This window comes from Parabacteroides distasonis ATCC 8503, from assembly GCF_000012845.1.
GTDB lineage: Bacteria > Bacteroidota > Bacteroidia > Bacteroidales > Tannerellaceae > Parabacteroides > Parabacteroides distasonis.
Map to the genome: position 1 here is coordinate 3,531,439 of NC_009615.1, position 16,309 is coordinate 3,547,747.

Consider the following 16,309-nt stretch of genomic DNA (forward strand, 5'->3'; position numbering starts at 1 on the left):
ATGCATAATAAACAACAAATCACCGGTTGGCTGTTCTTCCTGCTACTCTGCGTAGCGGGATGCGGCCAGCCTGTATCTAAAAAACAGAACACCATGATAAACTGGACAAAATTACCGGATCTACCGGGAGCAGCCGATACGGCTTCCCTTGGCGTTTCCGCCCCGTTCGCCGGCATCCATAACGGTGTATTGATCGTTGCCGGAGGTTGTAACTTTCCGGACAAACCCGTCACCGAGGGAGGAGCCAAGCGATATTATAGCGAGATATTCGTCCTTCTTCCCGAAGGCTGGAAAGAGATCGACCGACTGCCTCGTCCCGTCGCCTACGGCGCTACGGTTTCCACCCCGGAAGGTATCGTTTGCATCGGAGGAAACAACAGTGATTCTTCCTTGGTCGAGGTCTCCCACATCTCCTATAACCCCACGAAAGGAGAGGTAGCGGTTTGCGCCTTACCCTCCTTACCGTCTCCAATGGATAATCTCTCGGCCGCTTTTACCGGACAGGAGATTTACGTAGCAGGTGGAAATGAGAACGGACAACCCTGCCATACCTTCTTACGCCTCAACCTAGCGAATATCGAAAAGGGATGGGAACAACTACCGGACTTCCCGGGAGCAGCCCGTGTACAACCGGTATTAGCGGCCGGAGAAAGTCCCAACGGCACACGTATCTATCTAGCCGGAGGCTTCCAGCCCATCCTAAACGAAGAGGAACCGATCGTCCCGACGGATGTATTGGTATTCGACCCGGCAACTTTTACCTGGCAACAAGAGACCGTTCTTCCCCCGTTTAAGGACGGAGCGAACCGTACCCTAACAGGAGGCTGTGCCGTGACTTTCCAAACGGATAAAATCTTATTTATGGGAGGTGTGAACTACGATTGTTTCCTAGCCGCCATCGCCCGACCGATCCATTTAGCGAAAGCGGAGGCGGCGCGAGATTCAGCGGCCATTACCCGCCTAGAAGCGGAGGCCAAGGCCTATATGCACCATCCGGTAGAATGGTACCGATTCAATACCACCTTACTCCAATACGACCTATCCACGAAAGCATGGAGCGATCTGGGCGAATATGAGCAGTTGGCCCGTGCCGGAGCGGGAGCGGTTATCCAAGATGGCCGATTAACCATCATCAACGGAGAATTGAAACCGGGTATCCGCACGCCGCAAGTGAATCAAGCGAAATTATAATAGGGATTTAGTGGGATCGCTGGTAAGTTTGCCAACGATCCCTGTTTACTTTTCCCACCCGATTTTCAGTATCCGGAGTCTATTTAGAGCATACGTATCCCAAGGCAAATCCTAGACAATAAGCACGTAAATAATGTTCTTATATAAATCATTGAACATAAACATCTTAAAAAGACGATTATACTTTCCGCGAAACACGTACGTGTTTTTGGAAAAAGTCGTACATGTTTTTCGGGAAACACGTACATGTTTTTACTGAATCACACGACAGGAAACAAGAGCGTATATGGAAATATACAATAAGCCTACCTTATCATCAAATCTAAACAGTATTTCTTCCCAATCTCTATTTCATAGATATTTTGGTGCAGTTACCTTGAATAAATCTTGATTATCCAACTTTTAATATTATCTTTGTTCTTAGAGCGCATTAACATAACCATCTAAACATACTAAACACATGAAAACCAACATCGCATTATTAATAGAGCAATCCGTTAACGTTATAGACTCCTTAAATAAAGGACTACGATTAACACCCGAAGAACAACAATTTTTTTGTGAACACTTCGAACGTGAAGAAATCAAGAAAAACGAGTTTACCATAAGAATCGGTGATTACGAAAAATATCTTTATTTCATAGAAAGTGGTATCCTACGTTATTGGACTGCACAAGAATATGGTGATCCGGACAAAGAAATCACCTTTTGGTTTTCTTTCCCGGGCGAATTCGCCAACTCGTACTTTTCCCTTAAAGAAAATCAGCCATCACTCATACATATACAAGCATTGACAGACTGTGTAATCTGGAAATTATCGAAGCTAGACTTAGCTGATTTATATCAAACCTCCCTAAACATAAATAAGATTGCAAGAATTGTTCTCGAAGATGCTTTATGCCGGAAAATAACGAGAGAGACCTTGCTACTTGGTTCCTCCGCCGAAGCTATTTATGAGGATCTTATAACCAAAGAAAAAGAACTGATTAATAATATACCATTAAAGTATTTGGCATCTTACATAGGAGTCACCCCTCAAAGATTAAGTCAAATAAGGAGAAAAGTTCATTAATAAGACAACTTATTTTTCGTTCCACTTTTGCGTTAGAGAATTATAATGAAGAATCTGTTGTGTTAAATCTTCTTTATAAAGCAAGAAACCTAAGTAAATAATTAAAATAGTTTCATTTCATAATATAATAACTGTCAATAATTTTGTCAAATTAAAAGAGAGGAGTTTATATGCAAAACGAATTTGACAACATGACATTAAAAGACTTCGAAAATAGAGGTCAAGACTTATTAACCAGAGCAAAACAGGTTGATGATTATATATCGTATAGACATAGAATCCAGCATTTACCTTATCGTGTCATCTCTTTGACCGGTTCTAGTGCCCACATGAGAGTGATCGATCCATATTCAAATAAAGAAAAAGAAATGATCAGTTTCGTTTCCAATGATTATCTGGGCTTATCACACCATCCAGAGGTTATAAAAGCAGGGATTGATGCGCTTGAACAATATGGAGCCGGAGCGGGGGCCAGCCCTTTGATTGGCGGGCACAACTTCTTGCATGAGCAGTTAGAGCAAGAGATCGCTCATTTCTTGAAAAATGAGTATGCAATAACCTATACATCCGGATACGCCGCAAATTGTAGCACATTACTAGCCATGATGGGTAAAGAAGATATCGCAATCATGGATATGTTTACTCATGCGAGTGTATTTGACGGTTGTTTATGTACCAATACAAAGAGGTTCCTTCACAACGACATCGATTCCTTGGTGCATGTCCTAAACAACGCAAAGAGCTTCAAAAATCGCTTTGTAATTATTGATGGCGTTTACTCCCAAGATGGGGATATCGCCTTTCTTGATCAAATTTATACCGTATGTAAAGAGCATGACGCATTCCTCATTGTTGATGACGCTCATGGTATTGGTGTATTAGGCAAAACAGGCCGAGGAATTATTGAGGATTATGATCTTCTCGACAAAGTAGATATAATTACCGGAACATTCAGCAAAGCTTTCGGATGCGTGGGAGGTTATGCCATAGCCAGAAAAGAGATCATAACTTTACTCAGATATTATTCAAGGCAAAATATATTTTCCGCTGCCGCTACACCCCAAACCGCCGCATCCGCAATAAAAGCCATCCAACTGATTGACCAAGAACCCCAATGGAGAAACACACTAGCCGACAATATCGAATATTTTAAAACCGGACTTGAAACCTTAGGTCTTGATTATGGTAATACCGAATCAGCGATATTCCCCGTAATGGTACGTAATGAACACTATGTGAAAGAAGCAGCTCGCATATTATTTGAGCAAGGAATATATGTAAACCCAATCAGTTATCCAGCTGTACCGGAAAAATTATCCCGTCTTCGCTTCAGCTTAACAGCTATGCATACGAAGGAGGAGTTGGATAAGACATTTAGTATCCTTGAAAACATTAGGAAGAAATACAAACTAGCACAAATATAATCACATTTATAAATTATATAAAGATTAGCAGCTTTGTTATTTACAGCAAAAATCAATAATTTAGAAACCTTCACTTTTACAAAGAAAACAATCATGATAAAAATTATCATTTATTCATACGGCATCTCAAGTAGTTAATATATATTCATCACTATAAAATCAATAAATATCTACTTTAACAAAGTAAATATTTACACAAATATACATAAAATTCAATATATGAAAACTAGACATTTATTAAATATATTATTATTAGCACTTTATACAAGCAGCTGTAATAAAGAAGACACCCCTCTAATCAAAACAGAAACTGTCAAAATATTTCTTTTATCAGAAACAAATAGAATCCAAAATGAAGATATTGAAAATCATGAATATATACTAGCAAAAGAAGAAAATCAAGTCGATTTTCAAGAAATAAATATTTCTGCGATCGAGGGTTTCCATTATGAAAAAGGGTATGAGTATGAATTACTAGTTGAAAAAAAGACCCTCGTTAATACTAATTTTGACAATAATCAGACTAAATACAAATTAATTGAGTTAATCTCAAAAAACAAAGTAGATTTTAAATATTTGATTATAACTAAAGAAAATCCCTTCATACTACATTCAGCCGGAGGCAGATTCGAAATGCCTCTGCAATGTATAAAAGAAAAATATATTAACAACAAATTATCAGAAAAAGAGCACCATCCTTTAAAAGGATTAAAATATAAGATTGGAACTAATTATGGAGGTATTACTAATATAGTAAAAGAAGGGAAAGAAATCGGTTTTTACAAAATAATTATCGAGAGATATGGAGCATACAACATGAATGGAATTCCTGAATGGTTTTGTGCTTTTTACACTAAAAATGCAAATTTAAATTTTGACCTAAAACCATCTCCAATCTATGAGCAAATATTTGAGCAACCACAAACTAAAGGAGAGCAGTATCTTATCCTTCCGATCATAAATATTTCAATTGGAACATTTGATATATAAAGATCCTATATTAAAATGCAACAAAATTAACACAGCAATTATTCACCTTATAAATATATATTATCATGAAAAAAGAAATCTTTATCTTACTAACTGCTTCACTTGTAGTTTCTTCATGCGTTGACAATGAAGATATATACAAAAATCCAGACAATAGTAAAAAGGATCAAGTCTTAACACTATCCAAATATCCTCAGAAAGTCATAGACATTGAAACTGGCAGTAAAGAACACTTAGCTCTTTTAAATGCAACCACACGATCTACCTTTCTCATTAAGGATAGTGTTTGGCCGGATAAAAAAGGTCATTCACTCATATATGAAACAAATGAACACGGTACAGCAGCCAATACAATGAGATACATCTATTTGGGATCATTACTGAAAGGTGGCTCGCTAGAAGAACAGCGTTTTCAACGCTTAACAAACGAATTAGACCCTCTTTATATATCCTACTCTTTTCCTGCTAAGATTGTAGGAGATATAATAGAGAAGCCCAGCTTGCAGTCGCAAAGAACATCTTTAAGTAAAATAATGAATCAAGAAGGGATGACAGGCAAACAGATTGTTTCATTTATCTATGACATGAATCAGTTCACCTATTATAATGAATTAAAATTAGCATTTAATTGCAATATAGACGTTGCAAGTGTTTTTAACATATCTACAAGTGTTGCGCAAGGAAAGATCAGGAAGAAATGTGGATTAGTAGCTAAATTTATACAAAAAAATTTCACAGTTGATTTAGATTTACCAGCAGATGGATGCCTTTTAAAAAACAATAATGAATTATCAAATGTTGGTCCATACGATCCTGTTTATATAAGTTCAATAACCTATGGAAGAATGGGAGTAATGATGTTCGATTCTAGTTATGCATATGATTCATTAAGAGTAGCAGTAAAAGCAGCCTTTGATGCAAAAATAATAAATGGGAAATTAGAGCTAACAAGTGAACAAACGAAAATAATTAGTGAAGCAGACTTAAAAATTGCAATCATAAGTGGTGATGGTAGCTATTCTGTGAAAACAGTGGATGGAATTAACGGATTTAAGGAATTTATTATAGCTGGAGGAGAATTTAGTAAGGATGTTCCTGGAGATCCTATATTTTATTCAGCAAGCTACTTAAGTGATGATTCTCCATTCTACGCAAAATTCAGAGTAAACATACCTTATAAATAATTATACTATGAGAATTACATCAATATTTTTATTTACAATCATCATATTTGGAGGATTATCATGTTCAAATGATGATAGCCTTATTCATAATAAGACTAAAGGAATCTTAGAGAAATATCCTGAACCCACTGTCACAATAACAGCTCATAATCATATACCTTTTCTTGCTAAAAATATTTTAGAAGAAAAAGCGATTACAAAAAGTGTAAATATTATCTCCGATATTGCATGGGCAAATGGATTTGGAAGAACAATTACAGCCCGATCGGATGAAATGGTAATACCAGACAATATGAATAGATACATATACCCGGGATCAATATTGGAAGCATCTAGCATTGCAGAGACACGATTTACTCCAATACCTGTAAAAAACAATCCGGTCCATGTCTCTGTCTCTTTTCCTGCTAAAAAAGTAGGAGGAACTATAAAAGAGCCTTCTTTATTGAATATCAGACAATTTGTCATGGATCTAATGCAACAAAATAATATAGGAAAACAAAGTGCAACATTAAGTTTTGATGTTCAAAAATTTGTATCATATGATGAATTAAAAATGACTTTTGGCTCTAATGAAAATACAGGATTATTGTTTTGGGGAACTTCTTCTGCGCAGTATCAAAATAAATATAGAATCATACGCAGCTCTGGACTTTGCATAAAATTTATTCAGAAATATTTCACATTAGACATGGATATTCCTAGTAATGGTCTAATTTCAGGAACTATACCAGGAGGATACTCACCTGTATACGTTAGCTCTATTGCCTATGGAAGAATAGGTATTCTCACACTAGAAACAAATTACGATTATGAAAAAGCTAACAAATTAGTGAAAGAAACTTTTAATTCGCTATTTATTAACAAGAATAATACACTCACAAAGGAGCAAGAAGCCTTTTTCAATAGCGCAGAAATGAAAGTTTTCATAGCAGGAGGATCAGGGGTCACAGGAGTTAAAACTATAGGAGGTATTAAAGAATTCACAAATTATATTACAGAGGGAGGAGAGTTTTCAGCATCCTCACCAGGTAAACCAATTTTTTGTTCTTTTGCAAACTATAGTGACGATTCTCCATATCGCATTAATTTCAAAATAGATATAGACAGTGATCCTGTTTATGCAAGACTTGAATATGATATAACCAAAGATGTATCAGGTGGAAATGTTAAATCATGGTATACTGATGCTAATGTTTATTTAAGGTTTTATGCAGATAAAGCCTGTTCAATCAAAACGATAGCCCAAAACTATATTGGATTTAATATAAATCGCCTTATATTACAACAATATGTTGGACCTAATTATAGTGTTAGTAAAGCAAGAGAGGTAAAACTAGATCAAAACCTCACTTTTCATAATCAAACAAAAGGCATAGAGTATCCAATTGCATATGGTCATCGCATGACAGAAACAATAGGCACTACATATTTAGATCGAGGAAATTGGACTAATGACCATTTTTACCTAAGAGCAGGTAAATTTTATCAAGTACGACCTCCTATAAATATGAAATATACATGTTTCATAGATTATCATAATCAAAATGAATATGACTGTTCGGATTTTGAATAATTAATATTCCAAAATAAAATACCCCTAGAGTTAAATAGACAACTTTGGGGGTATTTCTATCATAGGAGCTTGAACCTCTGTATATATTAAGATTAATATATGCTAAATCTACTTGTTCTCATATTTATTTCATACTCTCCTTCTTATAATTTATACGAACCCCATACTTCGTGTATACTCGGTCTAGCCCCAACATACCTTGTGGGTTAGGCTCGCCTTGTGCTTTGCCGGACAGGATATCCTCGCTCATCGTGATCATGTCTTTTACACGTTGAGGGGTTTCCTTGTTCATTCCGAAATAATGTCCGGGGTAGAGGTATTTGATATCATATTTCTCGATCACCGCACTCATCTTCTTACAAGTAGATATTAGCGTAGAGAAGTCAACTCCCAGCAATAGATTACCGGAGCCGAACGAATCGCCGCTAAAACCATAAGCGGCATCCTTATCCACAAAAGTGGTCGATCCGGGAGTATGCCCGGGAGTAAAGACAACTTCGAGGGTACGCCCACCCAAATCTAGAATTTCGCCATCTGTGAGGAAACAGACCTTGCCTTTATAATTCGGCATAAATTCCGGTATACCTATCGTATCAGCCGGATTGATATAAATCTCCGGGAAATAATCGATAGCCGAGCCTGTATGGTCCGGATGCACATGCGTGGCGACCAGCGTAACCGGCTTGTCCGTGATGGAAGCCACTAGCTTATCCAAATCCTTGATCTTTGTTCCTGCATCAATCAAGATCGCTTTCGTTTCTCCCTCGACCAGATACAGGCTCTCGTTCGCCATTAAATGACCTGTTCCAAACCATGTATGCTCATCAATCTGATGGAAAATCACATCTTCATTCCTAAGCACTTCCTTCTCCTCGATACCCGCCGTCTGTGCCTGGCAGAACAAAGCGATCCTTGACAGGAGCAACAACATCATTAATAAACCTAGTTTTTTCATTATCATATTCATTTTTAAGATTTAAATCGCCGCGATCTTCCGAAGGCTTGCGTCCCATTTCGGCTCGGCGTAGATGAGACGGATAGCTTCTTCCGGCGTGTCGGCTACCGCCCACATCTTGGCGTGCTGGGGACGCATGAAATTCTCGTTCATGGCGTTCCTCAAAAGTTCCAACAAGGGATCATAGTAATGATTAATATTGAGGATTACGATCGGATTGAGGTAGAGACCGAGTTGTTTCCAAGTGATGATCTCCAGAAGTTCCTCTAATGTACCGCATCCACCGGGAAGGGCGATCACCGCATCCGAGAGGTTTGCCATGAGCTGTTTACGTTCGTGCATCGTCTCGACCTCAATCAACTCGGTCAAGCCTTTATGATACCAATCCTGCTCCACCATAAAATGGGGGATAACGCCCGTTACCGTTCCACCAGCCGCTAACGCAGCGTCGGAGACAGTGCACATCAAACCGATATTCCCGGCACCATTGACTACCCGTAGTTTTCGCTCTCCCAAAAGACACCCCAATTCCTTGGCGGCGTCAAAATAAATCGGGGGAATCTTCGTGCTGGACGCGCAATACACGCAAACAGACGAGATGTTATTTATCTTCTTTTCTTCCATATCTTTTTATTCTTGATTTATATCGTAGCCAAATAAGGCGAAATCCCCCAGACAAGGATCATCGGGGAAGACTTTCGCCAATGCGTCCGTTATCTCACGGGCCGTACGAAGGGTAGCGGTTTTTTGGCCTGTCAAGCCCAAGCGCAAGGAGATCTGGTGCACATGCGTATCCAACGGGATGATTAATTGGCGGGGATGCACGGCTGTTCTCCAGATACCGAGATCGACGATACCATCCGTACGCACCATCCAACGCAAGAACATCGCCAGACGCTTACAAGCGGAAGTCCCGTGCAAGACCGGAATGCCATTGAGATCAGCAAAAAGTTGTTGCAACCGCAAGATAGGATCTTCGCAAGGACCGGCGGCGGCCATAGCGTCTTCCATACAGTCGTAGGTATCGTATATATCCTTTAGGCGACAACAAAGGAGATGCAGATCATGATAGGTATAAAAACGGTAAAAGGTATCCCGCCTGCGAACCGGGCGGTTCCGTAGGGGAGCGAAAGAAGTCTCTCCGGTACGGATAAACTCGTAAGGACTTTCGCCCATCAGCCGGTGTAGCTCTTCCGCTTTTTGGAGAATATGCGCCCTGCGACCGTAAGAGATCCACGCCGTCAGGAAAGCCGATATCTCAATATCCCGTTTCTCCGTAAACCGATGGGGGAATCGAACCGGATCATCCTTGATAAACGATTCCGTATTGTACGTTTTCGCCCATTCACGAAGTAAAGAGATGGTCTTTGTATCCATGTTATTTCTTCTTTAGAAAATATTGCCGCTCGGGTTCCGGATAATGCTCGATAGCGTAACGAAGCGCCGTACGAGGAAGACGAGTAGCGTTGCGTTCCAAGAAATCGGTAAGCGTCTGCCGCTCCTTTTTGCCGACCTCACGCAGCATCCACCCAACCGCCTTATGCATCAAATCGTGTTTATGACCGATCAACCGTTCGGATAACTCCAAGGTATCCCCAAAATCATTCCGACGGATAAATGCCCACGTAGAGACGATCGAGATCCGTTGTTCCCATAAATTCTCGCTTTCCGCCAAACGGTAGAGGAGGGAACGATCTTTGTCCACCAAATATTCGCCGACGATATCCCGACAGGTCAAATCTACCAAATCCCAGTTATTGCAACGCCGCATATTCTTCAGATAGAATCGGAAGATGGCTTCCCGCTCTTCCGGCATCGCTTTCCGATCCTGGAAACGATAGACCAAAATCAGCAAGGCACATAGACGTGCCTCATGCCACGGACTATCCAGCAACAGCTGCAGCTCATCGAAAGGAGTCGCCTTATTAGCCTTCGCTATGCTGCGGGTTTGCGGGACAACCACTCCGAGAAACTGATCGCCCTCGCCATATTGACCGGGACCAGTCTTGAAAAAACGGCTCAAATGAACAGCCTTCTCGGGTGTACCGACCGACTGTAGCTCGGATAGGATAAACGCCGCCGTCATGGCCGGAGTACCCGTGATACGGGACGGTCGCCCTCCAAGAAACCGATCACGTTGTTGCATACCGTGCGTGCCATAATGATACGGGTTTCCATCGTCTGGGTGCCGATATGAGGGGTTAATACCACGTTGTCCATTTCCAATAACTCGGGGAGAGGATAGTCTCCAAACTCGAATACATCCAAACCGGCACCATGAATCGTACCTTCTCGCAAGGCTTTTACCAAGGCATGCTCGTCCACCAACGGGCCACGGGCCGTGTTGATCAGGATGGCGGAAGGCTTCATCTGCTTGAACTCTTCCTCGCCGAGGATATGGTAGGTATCGGGGGTATAAGGGGCGTTCAAGGATACGAAATCGGCTTTCGCCAGAAGCTCTTCCTTGGAGACGTAGGTAACATTCAATTTGGTCTCGTCCTCGATGCAAAGCTGACGGCGATTGTGGTAGATCACATCCATGCCCAAAGCATTCGCCCGTTTCGCCAAGGCCTTGCCGATACGTCCCATACCGATAATGCCCAAGGTCTGTCCGGTAACCGGCATACCGAGGTTCTCCAGTACACCGACCTTCATGTCCTTACCAAGCGTACGCAGCTTACGATCACATTCCGTGATACGCCGGGCGGTATCCAGCATCAAGCCTAAAGCGATATTGGCGGTAGGGGCCGTGACAGGATCAGGCGTATTCGCTACCGTCAAGCCTTTCTCGAGGGCGTAGGCCACATCGATATTATTATAACCAACGGCGTAGTTAGCGATCAGCCGCAATTTCGACGCATGGTCGATCAACTCTTTGTTTACCGGGAAATCGAACATGGAGCAGAGCACATCGTACTCCGGTATCATCTCGAAAACCTCCTCGTACGTAAAATCTCTTTCTTCGGGAAAGGTTACCTCGTACTTACTTTCCAACTCGGTAAATCCCTCGCGGAACATGTCGTATGTCACTAATATCTTCATCTTGGATCTATTTGTTATTCAAAAAGCAAAAATACAAATCAATTGGCAATTAATTCCTAAATTTGTGACCAATATATATTTATTATGGTACTAAACTATATTTGGATCGCTTTCTTCTTGATCGCTTTCGTCGTGGCCGTAGGTAAACTGGTCATTGGTGGGGATACCGCCGTTTTTACCGAGATTATCAACGCTTCTTTCGCTTCGGCCAAGACGGGTTTCGAGATTTCGTTAGGATTAACGGGGATCTTGTCGCTTTGGCTGGGCATCATGAAGATCGGTGAGAAGGGGGGGGTGATACAAGCGTTCGCACGATTGGCGGCTCCCGTATTCAGCAAGCTTTTTCCGGATATCCCAAGAGACCATCCCGTGACCGGTTCTATCTTCATGAACCTATCGGCAAATTTACTGGGACTGGATAATGCCGCCACGCCAATGGGATTGAAAGCCATGCAACAGTTACAGGAATTAAACCCGAATAAAGAATCCGCCAGCAACTCCATGGTGATGTTCTTATGCATCAATGCCTCGGGACTGACCTTGATCCCGATCACCATCATGATGTACCGGGCGCAGTTAGGAGCGGCGAATCCATCAGACGTATTCCTGCCGATCATGCTCGCTACATTCACATCAACCTTAGTCGCTATTTTAGCGGTTTGCGTACGGCAGAAGATCAATATCCTCCAACGGAACCTAGTCCTGTTTTTCGGGGGACTGGGATTATTTATCGGAGGCCTGGTATGGCTATTTAACTCGATGGAACAGGAGCAAGTTTCCTTGTATTCGACTTTATTCGCCAACACGCTTCTTTTTACCATTATCTGCGGATTTATCATCAGCGGCATGCGTAAAAAGATCAATGTATATGATGCTTTTATAGAAGGGGCGAAAGAAGGTTTCCAGACTGCTATAACGATTATTCCTTATCTGGTAGCTATCCTAGTAGGTATCGGTGTCTTCCGGGCTTCCGGAGCGATGGATTTCATCATACAAGGCGTTCGTTTCGGCATTGCTTCGATAGGGCTCAACACGGATTTCGTGGAAGCGCTACCTACCATGTTGATGAAACCGTTAAGCGGGAGCGGGGCTAGGGGCATGATGCTGGACGCCATGAACACGTATGGAGCGGACTCTTTCGTCGGTCGCCTGTCATCCATCGTTCAGGGCTCTTGCGATACGACATTCTATGTAGTTGCTCTTTACTACGGTAGCGTAGGTATCCGTAATACCCGCTATACGGTGCAATGCGCCTTGTTAGCGGATCTGGCCGGGGCGATAGCGGCGATAGCGATGGCTTACCTGTTCTTTTAACATTCTATACAATCAATAGATTTGAAATGAATCTATTTAAAATCTATTGATTACATTTGTAACGAAATTTCAATACGATAAATAGACCTTATGGCAATAGCATATTACGCCGAGGATATCCAGCTCCCGGCAATCAAGAAAAAAGCGGTCAGCGGATGGATCAAGGCGGTAGCCGAGACCTACGGGAAGAAGACAGGCGATATCAGTTACATCTTCTGCTCGGACGAGAAGATCTTGGAGGTAAACCGCCAATATCTCCAACACGATTATTACACGGATATCATCACCTTTGATTATACGGAAGGAAATAAGATCTCGGGTGACCTGTTCATCAGCCTCGATACGGTCAGGACAAACGCCGAGACATTCCACACGGATTATAACGAGGAACTCCACCGTACCATCATCCACGGCATCCTGCACCTTTGCGGTATCAACGACAAAGGCCCCGGCGAGCGGGAGATCATGGAGGAGAACGAGAACAGAGCGTTAGCGATCTTGCCGGAGGAATGTCGGTAAAGAGATGTTAACCAGAAACAAATTTATACTACAAATCTTATCTGAAGAAAATTATGGAGAAAATCACAGTCCAAAATACAAGTGTCATGATCATATCTATAAATAAGAATGACTATATCTCACTTACCGACATCGCAAAGTACAAAAGCGATGATCCGACAGCAGTAATTGGCAATTGGATGCGTAATCGTAATACCATTGAATATTTAGGTATATGGGAAAGTTTATATAATCCTAATTTTAAACCCCTCGAATTCGAGGGGTTTAAAAAGGAAGCAGGGTTAAATGCTTTTACCCTTTCTCCACAAAAATGGATAAATACAACAGCGGCAATTGGTATTATCTCCAAATCCGGAAGATATGGAGGCACCTTTGCTCATAAGGATATAGCTTTCAAATTCGCAAGTTGGATCTCTGTTGAATTTGAATTATATATCGTTAAAGAGTTTCAACGCCTAAAAGAAGAGGAACAGAAACAAATCGGCTGGACTGCCAAACGAGAACTCTCCAAAATAAACTATCACATCCATACCGACGCTATCAAGCATAATCTCATCCCCATAGAGTTAACCCCGCAACAGGTAAGCTTTATATACGCAAACGAAGCCGATATTCTTAATGTCGCTCTATTCGGCACAACCGCTAAACAATGGCGGGAAGCCAATCCCGAATTAAAAGGTAACATTCGTGACTATGCGACTATTAATGAACTTATCTGTTTATCGAATATGGAAAGCCTGAATGCTGTATTTATTGATGAAGGACTTACCCAGCGTGAACGACTAATAAAGCTTAATCAAATAGCGATCCAGCAAATGAAGATATTAGAGGCGGTTGAGAGCAGACTATTGTTGAAATAAATAAAAATAATACAGACAACATGAAAACAGAAGACATCCTTACGATTACACGTATTGCTACGCCACGGACGAGCAATGCCCGAAAGCAGTCCATTGCCTGTGTAGCCATGCCGCAAGGCTGAACGAGGAACAAGCGATCTCTCTTAATTCACGATTTACTGGAGATCAGAAACGCCATCCTAGATTGAATTGAATAACCCCATTATGATCTTTTCCCCTAAAATGATTGCTTCCACCGAATGAGTATTCCGGCTCCTTAAAGAAATGAGTACATCCTAAATTATAATTGGCGGAGATAACTAATCCCATGTCAAAGGTATAGCCAAGCCCCATTGAAACGGAGAAATCACAATTTCGGATCTCTTCTTTTTTATCACCGGAAAAATCGTACTCGCTCTGGTGCACCGGAGTAGGACCCGAGACGAAAATATAATTCGAAGCTTTCGCCCTTATATTAAAGCCAACTTGTGGGCCCGCGAAAAGATGGAATCCCCGATACAAATAAAATTTAGCGTAAATAGGAATATTTAAATAATCCGCCTTTAGCCGGGCTGTCTCGCCTTTAGCGTTTTCTTTTTGATAACCTTGCATAGAATAATAAACACCCGGTTCTAAAGCAAACAGTTTGCTAAAACGTATTTCCTCCGCCACACCAATATTTAACCCCGGACGCATGTCCGCAAAACTTTCGGGATAAGTATTTGCCAAATTCAAGCCAATCCTAGGAATAAAATGGAACTCTTGAGCATCGGCTTGCGACAAAGAGAAAACAAACAAGATAAACAGTAATACAACTTTTTTCATAACTCCTACATTTAAAACATATCTATATTTATAGATGATTTAAGATACATAAAAGTTGCACTCCCTATCTCATTAGTTCACATTAGGGGAGGCACTTCTTCCTCTACCATGATGGTAGCAGTCGTGACAGCTCAAGCACCAAATATTACTCGGTTAATAACGGCTCTTGTTTTCCGGAATCATATACGACAAACATAGAACCGTCTTTCTCGATCATGACACCACGGCCTCGTTCCTTCTCCTTGTTTTCTTGATTATCAACATTCACGGCAATCACTTTATAATGATAGAAAGTCGTGATATCATCGAAAATGGTATGACCTACAAAGATGCGGTTCACATTATATTTCTCTAATATTTTCCGCAAATCATCCCGATCTAACGGGTGATACTTATCTGCGCTACGTACCATACCCCGATACCAGATCGGTCCATACGTAGCGAACATAAAAGAAAGATCGGAGCCTTTATCTGCATTACGTTCTTTTTTCGTTAAGAAGAGACCATCGCTCACGATCTCATTCACGGTAGGGATATCGTAATTCCGGTCTAAAAACTCCTTGCTCAACCCAGCATGGACAAACAGGTTATCTCCGACCACTTGTATAGAGTTACGAGTTTTCAACCAATGTCCCAACTCGCTTTTCTGCCAAAGCTCCGGATAGGTCATTCCTAAAGTATCCGCCAATTGAGTATATTTCTTCTTCGTATATCGCAAATCATTTCCCAGAACCATGGTCTCATGATTTCCGATTAAGAAAGTCACTTTTCCACCGGCATCTTCCGCTTCTTTCTCCAATTTGTAGATCAACCAATAGATAGGGAGTACATCCACGCCCCGGTCAAAGACGTCACCGATTATCACCAATTGGTTAGTCCCAAAAATCCAATTATAGTCCGCATCGATCACTTTTCCCGCCTTTAACAGGGAGGCGAAACAAGACCAGTTCGCATGTGGATCTGAAAGAACAAACGTCTTCTCAGGTTGCACATCTTTCCATTCCGGACGAGAGACGGAGTGTATGGTTACCGGAAACAATCTCTCCCCGTTATCGGAAAACACCTCGAATGAAAAGGTGGTAGGTATACTTTTATAATGCTTATCCAATAACCGGCCTTTCCCGTCTACAGATATCGCACGCATACTACCATCATCGGCTTTCAATAGATAGGGACCATCGATCGATAACTTCTCGATCGCTTGACGAGGTTTCTTATTTTTCCCACAAACCGGACTGAAGCAAGAGGTCAGTAAAACCAGAAAAACAAGGATACGGCATTGAATAGAATTCATAGCAGCTTAAATCTTTAGTTCGTTAAACCTGAAAACAATGTATGTATTTATTATACAAATATAAACGAATTCTTTCACGAACAC

The 16,309-nt window shown here is 41.3% G+C and carries 16 protein-coding genes; 9 read left to right on the plus strand and 7 right to left on the minus strand.

The features are described 5' to 3' along the window. From BDI_RS14725 to BDI_RS14750, 6 genes are all read left to right on the plus strand, one after another. A complete protein-coding gene (locus BDI_RS14725) occupies nt 1-1,191 on the plus strand; it encodes a cyclically-permuted mutarotase family protein (RefSeq protein ID WP_011967075.1) in 1,191 nt (396 codons plus the stop codon). 460 nt (nt 1,192-1,651) lie between these two features. Then, nucleotides 1,652-2,263: a Crp/Fnr family transcriptional regulator gene (locus tag BDI_RS14730; protein WP_011967076.1), complete on the plus strand. Its 612-nt coding sequence runs from the start codon at nt 1,652-1,654 to the stop codon at nt 2,261-2,263. Nucleotides 2,264-2,433: 170 nt separating this feature from the next. Further along, nucleotides 2,434-3,687, plus strand: a complete 1,254-nt coding sequence (locus BDI_RS14735) for an aminotransferase class I/II-fold pyridoxal phosphate-dependent enzyme (protein ID WP_005860478.1) — start codon at nt 2,434-2,436, stop codon at nt 3,685-3,687. A gap of 219 nt (nt 3,688-3,906) precedes the next feature. Next, on the plus strand, nt 3,907-4,677 hold the full coding sequence (locus tag BDI_RS14740; protein ID WP_011967077.1) for a DUF4377 domain-containing protein: 771 nt from the start codon (nt 3,907-3,909) through the stop codon (nt 4,675-4,677). Nucleotides 4,678-4,742: 65 nt separating this feature from the next. Then, nucleotides 4,743-5,861 carry a thiol-activated cytolysin family protein gene (locus BDI_RS14745; protein ID WP_011967078.1) on the plus strand — a complete coding sequence of 373 codons (1,119 nt, stop codon included), beginning with the start codon at nt 4,743-4,745 and terminating at the stop codon, nt 5,859-5,861. Between the two features lie 7 nt (nt 5,862-5,868). Further along, nucleotides 5,869-7,437: a thiol-activated cytolysin family protein gene (locus BDI_RS14750; protein WP_008778906.1), complete on the plus strand. Its 1,569-nt coding sequence runs from the start codon at nt 5,869-5,871 to the stop codon at nt 7,435-7,437. A gap of 124 nt (nt 7,438-7,561) precedes the next feature. Here BDI_RS14750 and BDI_RS14755 read toward each other — a convergent pair whose 3' ends face one another. From BDI_RS14755 to BDI_RS14775, 5 genes are read right to left on the minus strand one after another with little or no spacing between them, the layout of a single operon-like run. Next, a complete protein-coding gene (locus BDI_RS14755; protein WP_005860469.1) occupies nt 7,562-8,392 on the minus strand; it encodes an MBL fold metallo-hydrolase in 831 nt (276 codons plus the stop codon). A 21-nt stretch (nt 8,393-8,413) separates the two neighbouring features. Further along, the gene (locus BDI_RS14760; protein WP_005860467.1) at nt 8,414-9,016 is read right to left on the minus strand and encodes a TIGR00730 family Rossman fold protein; all 603 of its coding nucleotides are present in this window, start codon (nt 9,014-9,016) and stop codon (nt 8,414-8,416) included. A 6-nt stretch (nt 9,017-9,022) separates the two neighbouring features. Beyond that, nucleotides 9,023-9,769 (minus strand): TIGR02757 family protein, encoded by a 747-nt coding sequence (locus tag BDI_RS14765; protein WP_005860465.1) that lies wholly within the window; start codon nt 9,767-9,769, stop codon nt 9,023-9,025. A gap of 1 nt (nt 9,770) precedes the next feature. Beyond that, nucleotides 9,771-10,478 carry a DNA alkylation repair protein gene (locus tag BDI_RS14770; protein ID WP_005860462.1) on the minus strand — a complete coding sequence of 236 codons (708 nt, stop codon included), beginning with the start codon at nt 10,476-10,478 and terminating at the stop codon, nt 9,771-9,773. Next, on the minus strand, nt 10,475-11,434 hold the full coding sequence (locus tag BDI_RS14775; RefSeq protein WP_011967081.1) for a 2-hydroxyacid dehydrogenase family protein: 960 nt from the start codon (nt 11,432-11,434) through the stop codon (nt 10,475-10,477). Before BDI_RS14775 ends, BDI_RS14770 begins: the two co-directional genes overlap by 4 nt. A gap of 84 nt (nt 11,435-11,518) precedes the next feature. Between BDI_RS14775 and BDI_RS14780 the strand changes: the two genes are divergently transcribed. The 3 genes from BDI_RS14780 to BDI_RS14790 all read left to right on the plus strand — a co-directional run bounded on the left by BDI_RS14780 (nt 11,519) and on the right by BDI_RS14790 (nt 14,127). Continuing rightward, nucleotides 11,519-12,748: a nucleoside recognition domain-containing protein gene (locus BDI_RS14780; RefSeq protein ID WP_005860458.1), complete on the plus strand. Its 1,230-nt coding sequence runs from the start codon at nt 11,519-11,521 to the stop codon at nt 12,746-12,748. A gap of 90 nt (nt 12,749-12,838) precedes the next feature. Then, nucleotides 12,839-13,267, plus strand: coding sequence for an rRNA maturation RNase YbeY (gene ybeY, locus BDI_RS14785; protein ID WP_005860456.1), 429 nt, complete (start codon nt 12,839-12,841; stop codon nt 13,265-13,267). 53 nt (nt 13,268-13,320) lie between these two features. Further along, entirely contained in the window at nt 13,321-14,127 is an 807-nt protein-coding gene (locus tag BDI_RS14790; RefSeq protein ID WP_005860454.1) for a KilA-N domain-containing protein, read from the plus strand. Between the two features lie 165 nt (nt 14,128-14,292). Here the strand turns inward: BDI_RS14790 and BDI_RS14795 are convergent, their stop codons facing one another. Together BDI_RS14795 and BDI_RS14800 are read right to left on the minus strand one after the other, a co-directional pair. Continuing rightward, nucleotides 14,293-14,931, minus strand: coding sequence for a porin family protein (locus BDI_RS14795; RefSeq protein ID WP_009275489.1), 639 nt, complete (start codon nt 14,929-14,931; stop codon nt 14,293-14,295). Nucleotides 14,932-15,076: 145 nt separating this feature from the next. Beyond that, nucleotides 15,077-16,225, minus strand: a complete 1,149-nt coding sequence (locus tag BDI_RS14800) for a metallophosphoesterase (RefSeq protein ID WP_011967082.1) — start codon at nt 16,223-16,225, stop codon at nt 15,077-15,079. Between the last annotated feature and the right edge of the window lie 84 nt (nt 16,226-16,309).

Bases quoted from the DNA above. Each gene is read 5' to 3' on its own strand.
- BDI_RS14725 (WP_011967075.1), top strand. From the start codon at position 1: ATGCATAATAAACAACAAATCACCGGTTGGCTGTTCTTCCTGCTACTC.
- BDI_RS14730 (WP_011967076.1), top strand. From the start codon at position 1,652: ATGAAAACCAACATCGCATTATTAATAGAGCAATCCGTTAACGTTATA.
- BDI_RS14735 (WP_005860478.1), top strand. From the start codon at position 2,434: ATGCAAAACGAATTTGACAACATGACATTAAAAGACTTCGAAAATAGA.
- BDI_RS14740 (WP_011967077.1), top strand. From the start codon at position 3,907: ATGAAAACTAGACATTTATTAAATATATTATTATTAGCACTTTATACA.
- BDI_RS14745 (WP_011967078.1), top strand. From the start codon at position 4,743: ATGAAAAAAGAAATCTTTATCTTACTAACTGCTTCACTTGTAGTTTCT.
- BDI_RS14750 (WP_008778906.1), top strand. From the start codon at position 5,869: ATGAGAATTACATCAATATTTTTATTTACAATCATCATATTTGGAGGA.
- BDI_RS14755 (WP_005860469.1), bottom strand. From the start codon at position 8,392: ATGAAAAAACTAGGTTTATTAATGATGTTGTTGCTCCTGTCAAGGATC.
- BDI_RS14760 (WP_005860467.1), bottom strand. From the start codon at position 9,016: ATGGAAGAAAAGAAGATAAATAACATCTCGTCTGTTTGCGTGTATTGC.
- BDI_RS14765 (WP_005860465.1), bottom strand. From the start codon at position 9,769: ATGGATACAAAGACCATCTCTTTACTTCGTGAATGGGCGAAAACGTAC.
- BDI_RS14770 (WP_005860462.1), bottom strand. From the start codon at position 10,478: ATGACGGCGGCGTTTATCCTATCCGAGCTACAGTCGGTCGGTACACCC.
- BDI_RS14775 (WP_011967081.1), bottom strand. From the start codon at position 11,434: ATGAAGATATTAGTGACATACGACATGTTCCGCGAGGGATTTACCGAG.
- BDI_RS14780 (WP_005860458.1), top strand. From the start codon at position 11,519: ATGGTACTAAACTATATTTGGATCGCTTTCTTCTTGATCGCTTTCGTC.
- ybeY (WP_005860456.1), top strand. From the start codon at position 12,839: ATGGCAATAGCATATTACGCCGAGGATATCCAGCTCCCGGCAATCAAG.
- BDI_RS14790 (WP_005860454.1), top strand. From the start codon at position 13,321: ATGGAGAAAATCACAGTCCAAAATACAAGTGTCATGATCATATCTATA.
- BDI_RS14795 (WP_009275489.1), bottom strand. From the start codon at position 14,931: ATGAAAAAAGTTGTATTACTGTTTATCTTGTTTGTTTTCTCTTTGTCG.
- BDI_RS14800 (WP_011967082.1), bottom strand. From the start codon at position 16,225: ATGAATTCTATTCAATGCCGTATCCTTGTTTTTCTGGTTTTACTGACC.